General features: G+C 67.7%; 7 protein-coding genes. 2 read left to right on the top strand and 5 right to left on the bottom strand.

Annotated elements, in window-relative coordinates:
• Window positions 1-114 precede the first annotated feature (114 nt).
• Window positions 115-990, top strand: coding sequence for a DUF4231 domain-containing protein (locus tag VGR06_RS09270; RefSeq protein WP_327558572.1), 876 nt, complete (start codon window positions 115-117; stop codon window positions 988-990).
• A gap of 157 nt (window positions 991-1,147) precedes the next feature.
• Here VGR06_RS09270 and VGR06_RS09265 read toward each other — a convergent pair whose 3' ends face one another.
• Window positions 1,148-1,366 (bottom strand): phytanoyl-CoA dioxygenase family protein, encoded by a 219-nt coding sequence (locus tag VGR06_RS09265; RefSeq protein WP_327558575.1) that lies wholly within the window; start codon window positions 1,364-1,366, stop codon window positions 1,148-1,150.
• Between VGR06_RS09265 and VGR06_RS09260 the strand changes: the two genes are divergently transcribed.
• A complete protein-coding gene (locus VGR06_RS09260; protein WP_327558576.1) occupies window positions 1,353-1,526 on the top strand; it encodes a hypothetical protein in 174 nt (57 codons plus the stop codon). The genes VGR06_RS09265 and VGR06_RS09260 overlap by 14 nt on opposite strands.
• On the opposite strand, the gene VGR06_RS09255 is transcribed toward VGR06_RS09260, so the two are convergent.
• From VGR06_RS09255 to VGR06_RS09240, 4 genes are all read right to left on the bottom strand, one after another.
• Window positions 1,523-4,237, bottom strand: coding sequence for a LuxR family transcriptional regulator (locus VGR06_RS09255; protein WP_327558571.1), 2,715 nt, complete (start codon window positions 4,235-4,237; stop codon window positions 1,523-1,525). The two genes, VGR06_RS09260 and VGR06_RS09255, sit on opposite strands and share 4 nt — an antisense overlap.
• Window positions 4,238-4,632: 395 nt before the next feature.
• Window positions 4,633-5,517, bottom strand: a complete 885-nt coding sequence (locus VGR06_RS09250; RefSeq protein ID WP_414637208.1) for an alpha/beta hydrolase family protein — start codon at window positions 5,515-5,517, stop codon at window positions 4,633-4,635.
• A 409-nt stretch (window positions 5,518-5,926) separates the two neighbouring features.
• A complete protein-coding gene (locus VGR06_RS09245; RefSeq protein WP_327558570.1) occupies window positions 5,927-8,512 on the bottom strand; it encodes an HsdM family class I SAM-dependent methyltransferase in 2,586 nt (861 codons plus the stop codon).
• A gap of 197 nt (window positions 8,513-8,709) precedes the next feature.
• Window positions 8,710-9,189: a hypothetical protein gene (locus tag VGR06_RS09240; RefSeq protein ID WP_327558569.1), complete on the bottom strand. Its 480-nt coding sequence runs from the start codon at window positions 9,187-9,189 to the stop codon at window positions 8,710-8,712.
• Between the last annotated feature and the right edge of the window lie 7 nt (window positions 9,190-9,196).

The following is a 9,196-nucleotide window of genomic DNA, read 5'->3' as shown; positions in this document are numbered from 1 at the left end:
AATGTTTTAGAAAGGTGACCATCACCTGCCAAGAGCGGGAGGCGCCCGGAACGCCGAACCACCCTCCCCGTGTGTTGAGTTGCTTTCCACCGCCCCCAAGACTTGACTCGCCGGATGGACCTGCTCAACCGAGGCCTACAGGACGACGACCTACCCGCACTGTTCACCGCGGCCGATACCGCCTCGATGCACGGTCAGCGCGAGTACGTCCACGGCGTCCGCCTCCGCCTCCTCCTGGCCGTCGTCGCAGCCGGCCTGGCCCTGGTCACCTGGAAGACCGCCGCCGTCGCAGTCGCGGTGGTGTTCGCCGCGATGCTGCTGATCGATCTGCGACTCCGCGCGCGCCGCCCGGAAGAGGTCTGGTACGACGGCCGCGCGGTGGCGGAGTCGGCGAAGAGCCTGGCATGGCGGTACAGCGTGGCTGGGCTGCCGTTCGCGATCGGGGATGAAGTTGAGGTTGAGCGCAGGTTTGTGGGGGAGTCGGAGAGGCTGCTCGGGGATGTCCAGACTCGGGAGGTGGTGGGTGCTGCGCGGTCCGAGGTGACGGAGGCGATGCGGGGGTTGCGGGGGAGCGACCTTGAGGTGCGTAGGGCGGCTTACCTCGCCGGGCGGGTGGGGGCGCAGCGGGACTGGTACGCGTCGCGGGCCGCCCTGAACGAGGCGCGGGCGCGATGGTGGCGGGCCGCTCTGGTCGGGGTTGAGGTGGTGGGGGTTCTCGTGGCGCTGGGTCGGGTGGCGGGGATCCTCGACATTGATCTTGCGGGGGTGCTGGCGACGATGGTTGCGGCTGGGGCGGCGTGGTCGGGGACGCGGCAGCACTCGACGCTGGCGCGGGCGTACACGTTCGCGGCTGAGGAGTTGGTGATCGCGCGGGGGCGGTTGGCGGCCGTTGCCGACGAGGAGAGTTGGGCGCGTGAGGTGAACGACGCCGAGGAGGCGGTGAGCCGGGAGCACACGATGTGGCGGGCGTCGCGGTCGGGTACCTGGTGATCACGAGGGTTGCCGGCGCACGCAGCCGCCGTCGCCGTCGGGGCGTAGGTGTGGGCGTAGGGGTCGGCTCCGGCGATCAGTTCGATGTCGCGGTGGTCGAGGAGGGCCATGGTGTCGGTCGGTCCGGGCGGGAACCAGGGGAGCAGGGACTCCGCGCTCATGTAGTGGTTGACCAGTGCGCGGCGGGTGCCGGCGGAGATCTCCACGGGCACGGCATCGTTGGGGTCGTAACCGAAACCGGAGGCTTGGTCGCGTCGTCGAGCGCGATCCAGACGGCGGTGAGTGAGCGGTCCCGGGTCGGGATGTGCGCCTCGTCCTGGTGCCAGGCCTGGCCGGGCTTGCCGGCGGACTTGATGAACAGCATGGACTGCATCATCTTGACGTTCGGGCCGATCACCGACGTCAACACGTCCACGGCGGCCGGCAGCCGGGCCAGGTCGCGCATCGGCGGTACGGCCAGATCCGGAGCCGACGCCGCGCCGTCCGTGCTGGAGGACCCGGGCGTGCGCAGGATCGCCCGGATGCTCTGGGACTAACGCAGCAGCGCCGCCAGCTCGACCCGGGAGCGCACGCCGAGCTTGGCGAAGATGTTGCGCAGGTGGTGGTCCACGGTCCGCGGGCTGACCACGAGCTGCGCGGCGATCTCCCGGTTCGTCGCACCCTCGGCCACCAGCGCCGCGATCTGTTCCTGTTGCGGCGTCAGGGATGCGCCGCCCCGCGCGGCCACCGGCCCGACCGTCTCACCGGCGGCCCGCAGCTCGGCCCGGGTGCGCTCGGCCCACAGCTCCGCCTCGTACTCCTGGAAGATCTTCAGCGCGTCCCGCAGGTGCTCCCGCGCCGCCCGGGGTTTGCGGGTGCGGCGCAGCTGGTGGGCGTAAAACAGCTCGGTCTTGGCCAGCTCCAGCGCGGTGTTGCTGGCCCGGTGCAGCCGGATCGCCTCGCGGAAGTGCTCGTCGGCAGAGGGGGCACTTCCGGCCAGCAGCGCGTGGCAGCGGTGCGACTGGGCCAGGCGCGGGGTGCTGCCGGTGGCGCCGGCCCAGTGGTCGAAGATCTCCAGCGCCTGCGCGGCCTTGTCCCGCTCCCCGCAGCGCACCGCGGCCTCGACGAAGTGCGGCGCGGCCATGGCCCGGATCGCCGGGTGCAGGTACCCGGTGCCGGCGGCCATCAGCCGCAGCCGGTCCAGCGCGTCGGCCGGCCGGTCGTCGGCCAGGTCCGCACAGGCGACCGCCCACGTCGACACCGCGCCTGACCGGCCGAGGCCGCGCTGGCGCGACTCGCTGGCGGCGGCGTCCCAGCGCACCAGCGCGGTCTCCCGGTCGCCGAGCAGGGCGGCGGCCAGCGCCAGGATGCTCAGGTGGCCGACCACGCCGTTGCGCTGACCGATCGCGCCGGCCACCCGCATGCCCTCCAGCGAGCTGGCCATCGCGGTGAGGTGCCGGTCGTGCAGCAGCGCGGACAGCGACAGGTACACGTACGCCCAGGGCAGCAGGATGGCGAAACCGCGGTCCCGGGCCGCGCTCACCGCCCGGGTGGACAGCTCCTGCGCGAGCACCGCGTCGCCCAGGGTGTAGGCGGCCTCGCTGGCCCAGATCTGGGACATCGGGTGGTCGGTGATCTCGGCCAGGGTGACCACGTTGTGCAGGGCCGCCACCGCCTCCTCGTGCCGGCCCGCGTAGGTGGCGGCCATCCCGGCGAGGTGGTCGAACATGAGCCGGATGGCCGGCGGCTCGTCCGGCCGGCGCAGCTCCGCGGCCCGCGTGGCCACCGCGATGTACTGCTGGTAGTTGCCGGCCAGGCAGCTCGCGTCGGCGGCCAGCATGAGCGCGGTGATGGCGAGGGTCCGGTGCGACCGGGTCAGCGCGTTCGCCGCGTTCATCAGGATCTCGGTGGCCAGTGCCGGCAGGCCGTCGCGCAGCTCGACCTCGCCGTGCAGCAGGTCGGTCAGGCCGCGCAGCTCGTCGGTCACGGCCAGCGGCCGGGCCGCCCGGAGCAGGGCGCGGGTGTGCCGGGTGTGGCCGGCGAGCGAGGAGTCGGTGGCGGCCGCGATCAGCCGCAGCGCCTTGGCCTCCGGCTGCGCGGTGAGTTCGGCGGCGCGCTGGTAGGCCCGGGCCGAGCCGGCGTAGTCCCCGGTCAGCCGCGCGGCGCCGGCCGCCGCGTCGAGCCGGTCGGCCAGCCGGTGTCGCGGCTCGCCGGCCAGCGCCACCCGGTGCCAGGTCCAGCGCAGCCGCTGCTGCTCCGGGTCGAGCGCGCCGGCCAGCAAGCGGTGCGCCGCCTGCCGTTCGGCCAGCGGGGCCTCGGCCGCGAGCGCGGTCCGGACCAGCGGGCTCGGCGCGTCGACGGTGTCCCCGTCGACCCGGAGCAGGCCGGCGGACCGGGCCTCCTCCACGGCGCGCAGATCGATGCCGGCCCGGATCGCGGCCCGGGCCAGCGTGTCCACCTCCAGCCGGTCGTCCAGCACGGCCATCAGCACGAGCGAGCGTGCGTCGCCGGACAACCGCAGGAAACGCCGGCGCAGCAAGGATCTCAGCCGGCTGCTCGGGGGCAGGCCGGCTGGTGCGGGCGCCTCGCCGCAGAGCTGCCCGGGGGTCAGCGCGCCGGCCAGCTCGACCAGGGCGAGCGGGCAGCCGCCGGCGAGCTCCAGCAGGTCCTGGGCCAGGTCCTCGGAGATCCCTTGTGGACAGTGCCGGGCCAGCAGCTGCCGGCTGGCCGTGCGGTCCAGGCCGCCCAGCACCAGCCGCGGAATGCCGGTGAGCAGCTCGTCGCCGCCGGGCTCGGCGCCGAACATCATGAGCACCCGCTCGGTGCCCAGGCGCCGGGCCGCGAAGGCCAGCGCCTCCACCGAGACCGGGTCGAGCCGGTGCGCGTCGTCGGCCAGGCACAGCAGCGGGTCGTCCCGCGACACCTCGACCAGGAGCCGGTGCACCGCGGTGTAGAGGGTGAACGTGTTCCCGGGCTCGAGGCGGTCGAGGATCTCGGCCTGCCGCCGGGGAAGCGCGGCGACATGGCCGGCGAGGGGTTGGAGCAGGCGGTGCAGCCCGGCGAGCGGCAGCCCGGCCTCGGCGTCGACCCCGCAGGTCTCGATCACGCGGAAACCGGTTGCCTCGTGGCGGACGGCGTCCAGCAGCGCGGTCTTGCCCATGCCGAACTCGGCGAGCACGGCGAGGGCCGCCCCCTGGGTGGCTCTCGCCCGGTCGAGTGCGTCTCGCGCGGTCGCCAGCTCAGTGTCGCGCCCGACTGGAACGGCCATGTTGCCCCGAGGGTTATGCACAATCGCGGTTGGGAGTGGTGGGCCGCCGGGCGGTGCTCGTTCCGACCAGCGAGGGTAGGCACTTTGGGCACTGCGGCGCGGAGCGCCACGATGAGCGGGTGGGGGCGGAGCAGAGGATGGTCTGCCCGAGCGGTCGGACCGGTGACCAGCTCTGCGAACTCGGCCACGGACCGAGCACCGGACGGCATGCTGGCCCACCGCGAGCAACCGCCCCGCCGAACACGCTGCCAGCGCTATCACGGGCCTCGTTGTGCAGAACCCTCGCTTGCATAGACACAGTGTTGCGCTCCGGTTACGGAATGGGAAGGGTGGTGAATGCGTCCTTCCGCACGCCTGGTGCGAGGAAGGACGCATTCACCGCACCCCCGCCTGTGTCAGACAGTGAGTGGGCAGGTGTTCCGGTACTCCTCGGTGACGACGTTGTCCCGAGCCGGGCCGGGGCAGAGGAACTGCAGGTAGCGGGTGTCGTTGTCGACGAACGCCTTCAGCCAGGAGATCATGATCCGGGCCTGCGGCACGTTCGGGCTCCGGGTGAAGTTGTGGCCGGCGTTGTTCAGCTCCAGGTACGCCTTCTCGGTGGAGCCCGGAATGCTGGTGTAGAACGGCTCCGCATGCTGCGCGACCGGCGCGACGGTGTCCGACTCACCGCCGATGATCAGTGTCGGCACCTGCACGCCGGGCCAGCTTTTCGTGGTGTGCCACGGGGCCAGCGGGATCGCGGCCTGCAGCGTCGGTCGGGTGTTGGCCGCGGCCAGTGTGCCCCCGCCGCCCATGGAGTGACCGGCGACGGCGAGCCGGTCGCGGTCGATGCGGCTGGCTGCCGGGCTGCTGCTCACCGCCCAGTCGAGCGCGGCCAGCAGCTGGGTTCCGCGCGAGTTGGGCTGGTCGAGGGTCGAGTTGGTCTCGATGCCCACGACCACGAAGCCGAACGACGCGAGCCGCGGGCCGAGCCACGACATCACGGACCATCGTTCGGTGAAGCCCGGAGCGATTGCCACCGCACCGAACGTGCCCTCGGCGGTGCTGGTCGGGAAGTAGACGATCCCGCCGCCGAAGCCGCGCGGGTTGGTGATCGTCGCCTGGGTGACCGCGAACGGCCCGCTGGTCGCCTCGATGCTGGTGTTCGTGGGGTCCGGGCCGCGCTGGAACGGGTTGTCGGCTGCAGCCGCCTGCGGACTCCCGGCGGTGACCAGACCCAGGGCCAGCACGGTCGCCGCGGCGGCCCGGCTCACAGTTGCCTTGATGCTCAGTGGTTGCACGTCGTCGTACTCCCTACTTGCGGGTAACGGCAGTGACGACTGGGATTGTTCGGCCGCATGGTCACTATGCGCATCGGTATAATTACCGGTCTAAGTCGGCCTCGTGGCGCCCCGATTGGCTTACGTGGATCAGCGCCTCGTCCGGCTGGGCATGGCCTGAGTCTGGCGACGTTCGCCGTCGTGGTACGCCAGTTCCCGGTCCACCGTGTCAGGTGACCATCTGCACCGGCAGCACGGCTGGCCAGCGAGGTCCTCCGCCCGCCTCATTCGTAGGCGCGCCGCTGGGGCGCCGCCTGCTTCTCCGGCGGGAACGCGCCCCTACGGGAACACCACGTTAACGCATCCAGTAACGTCGGGAACGGCAGTTACGGAGCGCGCATCCCCCGCCGGGAGGTCTCGCACTGCCGGCCTACACAAGAGCAGTGTGATCCGGTTGGCGTGGAGGGTCGGGTAGGCCCAGTCTTCCGTCTGCGGACAGCGAATCGATCTTGGCTTCAAGGGTTGTCATACCATTCGACAACTGTTCGACATAAGGTGCCAATTCCTTCCGTGTCGCTGGTGCCACCACGCGGGAGAACAAGACTGTTGCCGCATCCTCAATGGAAATCTCGGCGAGCCCGTCTGCGCCTCGAGCCAAACCTCTCATCTGAACTCGGTATGCTTCGGACGAAAGGCCGATCGCTAGATCGAGCAAGTAGTCCTCGAAACCGGGCTTCAAGCGCATTCGGTGCATGCCGTTCGTCACGATCAACTGATCCGCGCCGGCACCTACGAGAAACCATTTTCGAACGCTATTTCGAATACTGCCGATGTAGATATCGCCGAGCTCGGCGTGGTGTTGGGCACGGTCCGGCAGATCCCAGCCTCGTTTAGTCACCCACCGGTGCGTTCCGACTTCGACGTCCTTGATTTCTACATACTTGTAGAGGCAGGCTGGTTTGATGCTAGTCGGGGTGCCGTCACTGGATACCTTGTCGGGAATGAAATCGACCACATCGCCGAGTCGGAAGTGGGCGCTGCCCTCGATCTCGGTCCGAACCTGGGTGAACTTTCTGCAATGACGCTTGGGGTCGATCGTGAGGTAATGATCCTTGGTGACGGAGCGAATTGAGACGGTCCAACCGGGGTCGCTCACCTGTTCGGCGGCGCCCAGCCCGGTGACAATCCATGGCGAATATGTGACGGCACTGCTGACACGGATACGTCGGAGAATCGCTGGGAAGTCGCTGTCAAGAATAAGCTGCCCATCTTCGCCTACAAGGTAGGTACCATCGACGGGGTCGCGACGGTGGACTACCTGTCCACGCTTATCGCCCGTCTTCCAGCCCACACGATCGGCTACCTCGACGCAGTACTCGTATTCCTCCGACTCTGCGGCCTCACGCAAGACCTCGTGCCGCTTCTCGCAGAAAAGCACGCTCGCGGAGACGTCAGCTCCGGAGCTTTTGAAAGTGAATCTCGGCAACGCGACGATGGTGCCTATTCGCGTGTGTCTGAGGAGCCACTCTCGCAATGTCACATACTTTTCCGACCTGTTGCCGAGGTACCCATTAGGCAGAATAATTGCAAGTCGGCCACCTGGGCGAAGTAGCTTGACACACGCTTCGACGAAAAGGATCCCGCTCTCCTGCTTCTTCAGCACCGTCGAGGTTGGATTCCAGCCCCTTCTGTCCTCGGCCCATGCGTGGCCGAGGTCAAAGTTGCTCAGCGTTTCCTGATTGTTTTCAACAATCCTGGAACCAAACGGTGGATTGCACACGACGACGTCGCAGCTCTCGGCATTTTTCCTGATCTTTGCGAGCGAGTCCTCCTCGCTTATGTTTGTCTTGCCGTCGCCATTCAAGATCATATTCAGGACGGCGACTTGTACAGCTTCTGTCGACACGTCTGCGCCCCAGATGCTGCTCGCATAGTCTGGCCAGCCCTGACCACGCCGGAACGCGGCAGTCAGGAAGTCCGCACTTCCGCACGCCGGGTCCTTGATATGCTCTCCCAAGCGGGGATTCAAGACTTCGATAATGAACTCGGTCAAAGAGGTTGGTGTGAAGTACTGGGCGAGGTCCCATTTGTAGATATGTTTTGCAAAGTACATGTAGAAGTCTTGGATCACGCTCTGGCGCATAGCTGTGATCTTGATGGGCGCCAGAATGCGGGTAATCTCAAGAAGTAATGTTGGACTTATCCTCAGTTGGCTTGGCACTCGTTCAGGCAGGAAGGCTTGATAGTACTTCAATGAACTCTTGACGAGGTCGTCGACGGTACGTGTGGCATCACCTGGACTCACAGAGAGAGCTGCGAAATCCTGCATGTGCAGTGGTGTCGTTGTGTCTACCTGGGCTTTGTGTTCGTCGTACAACTTTGCCAGTAGCAGCTGCAGCATGATGGTGAACCGCCGTTGTGGCCCAATGGATGCACCATGAAGAAGGTCCTCAATGCGGCGGAAGACCTCGAGTAGCGGTTTGTTGGGATCGATTGTCTGGTAGGTAAGCCGTCGAACGTCAGGCTTTTCACCGAACCCGGGAAGATCGGCCAGCGGCCCCTCATGCAGCTGCTTGATACCTCGCTCACGAGTTAACCAATAGACGCGCTGCTCGACCGAGTCCCAATACAGGGCTACGCAGTCGTCCCGCACGGCGAAGTCGAGCATCGGCACGACCTGATACTCTTTCGCTTTCTTTGCCGAGGAATTGTCTCGCTTTACTTCGGCAAGTACGATTGCGTGCTCCAACAGCTTGTCGACGTTCTCTCGGTGTACTGGTGAGGCGGGTTCGTCCAGTACCGCGAAGTCGGCGCGGAAGCTGTTGCGACCTGCGTTGCCGAAGCGTTTGACGGCAACCTCGACCATGAAATGCTCTTTGGGGTAGCCGAGCGAGACCAGATGTCGAATGGCCTCCACTCGGATGAGTTCCTCACTCGGCGTGAGACCATCACTACTGAGGCCTGTCACTTTGAGGGTGCCGCGCACCGGGCACACGAGCGTCAGCCCAGTCGTCATACGCCTCATCATGCTGTACGCGCCAGCCGAGGTGTGGACCGACCCGCCGGTAGTCGTGAGCGTGGCCGGCAGCCTTCGAAGGCCGGACGGTGCGGTGATTGATCAACGTCAGCGAACATGTGGTCGACACTAGGGCTGTGGTGTCGGGGAAAAGTGTTGGAAGCCAGGAATAGGGCTGACACGTTCGCGTGAAGTTCTCAGGCGTCGCGGATACTTCCTGTGGCGGACGCGATCCCGCACAGCACCGCGTCGAAGGTCGGAAGCCAGCGGCGGCAGGGATCCGGGGGGACCGCCCAGCGGACCGGACCGTCCATCATGGACGTCGGCGGCAGTGCGAGCACCCGCGGGCTGGACACGAACGTCACCCCGTCGGGCGCCTTGTCCTGCAGCGGTATGGCTCCGTTGAGGTCGGCGAGGAACACCCAGTGCGGTTCCCGTCCCGGCAGCGCCAGGGTGGGGCCCCGGCTGTCCCGGCGGCGCAGTTCCGCGGCGACGTCGTGGGCCAGGGCGGCCGGCATGGCGACGCCGACGCGGTCGCCGGTCAGCAGCAGCACCAGGCCGTCCCGGACGATGGCGGTGGTCCACCCGAACGTGTTGCCGTACGCGGTAGCGGCTCGGGTCAGGTTGCGGATCACGGTGGGCCGGTTAACCGGCGCCGGCGTGGTGGTGCGTCCCATCCACCAC

The organism is Actinophytocola sp. (genome assembly GCF_036002505.1).
Taxonomy (GTDB): Bacteria; Actinomycetota; Actinomycetes; order Mycobacteriales; family Pseudonocardiaceae; genus DASYTH01.
Note: the sequence above shows the minus strand (reverse complement) of the source record. Positions and strands in the feature narration are given on the sequence as shown.

Excerpts from the sequence above, each read along its gene's own strand:
- VGR06_RS09270 (WP_327558572.1), top strand. The coding sequence starts at position 115 with ATGGACCTGCTCAACCGAGGCCTACAGGACGACGACCTACCCGCACTG.
- VGR06_RS09260 (WP_327558576.1), top strand. The coding sequence starts at position 1,353 with ATGGACTGCATCATCTTGACGTTCGGGCCGATCACCGACGTCAACACG.
- VGR06_RS09265 (WP_327558575.1), bottom strand. The coding sequence starts at position 1,366 with ATGATGCAGTCCATGCTGTTCATCAAGTCCGCCGGCAAGCCCGGCCAG.
- VGR06_RS09255 (WP_327558571.1), bottom strand. The coding sequence starts at position 4,237 with ATGGCCGTTCCAGTCGGGCGCGACACTGAGCTGGCGACCGCGCGAGAC.
- VGR06_RS09245 (WP_327558570.1), bottom strand. The coding sequence starts at position 8,512 with ATGACGACTGGGCTGACGCTCGTGTGCCCGGTGCGCGGCACCCTCAAA.
- VGR06_RS09240 (WP_327558569.1), bottom strand. The coding sequence starts at position 9,189 with ATGGGACGCACCACCACGCCGGCGCCGGTTAACCGGCCCACCGTGATC.